This window comes from Bradyrhizobium sp. Crot121 (assembly GCF_059512385.1).
In genome coordinates, this window is record NZ_JCAMOR010000373.1 from 1 (window position 1) to 453 (window position 453).

Genomic DNA, 453 nt, shown 5'->3' on the forward strand with positions numbered 1-453 from the left:
GGCGTTGCGCATCCGCCGCAACAGGAGCGGCAGTTCCGCGCCGACGATGTGATGACTGATGCCGACCACGAGCCGACGCGGCTCGATGCCGAAGCAGCCGATCGCACCATGATGCGCATCGATCAGCACCCGCGCGGCTTGCAGGAACGCGCTTCCATCCGCCGAAAGCCGAACCAGGCGCGGCGTACGCTCGAGGAGCCTGCGTCCGAGCACATCCTCCAGCCGTTTGATCTTCAGGCTTACAGCAGACTGGGTGCTATCCATCGCTTCTGCCGCGCGGGTAAAGCTTTTCAGATCAGCAGTGAGGACGAACGCCTGCACAGCTTCTATGTCTAGCGTCTTCATGAACTATCATTCGATTTCATAATCATTGAAACATTATTTCATGACGTTTTCCAATGATCAACAATTGGCTAAGCTGCATTGTGTTCGGATCCACGCGATGGGAAATGC

The 453-nt window shown here is 56.5% G+C and carries 1 protein-coding gene; it reads right to left on the reverse strand.

The window, feature by feature from the left end; genetic code table 11:
* Positions 1-345: LysR family transcriptional regulator (locus AC5ZGW_RS47040; RefSeq protein ID WP_496114260.1), on the reverse strand; the 345-nt coding region annotated here is incomplete at its 3' end.
* Positions 346-453: the final 108 nt, after the last annotated feature.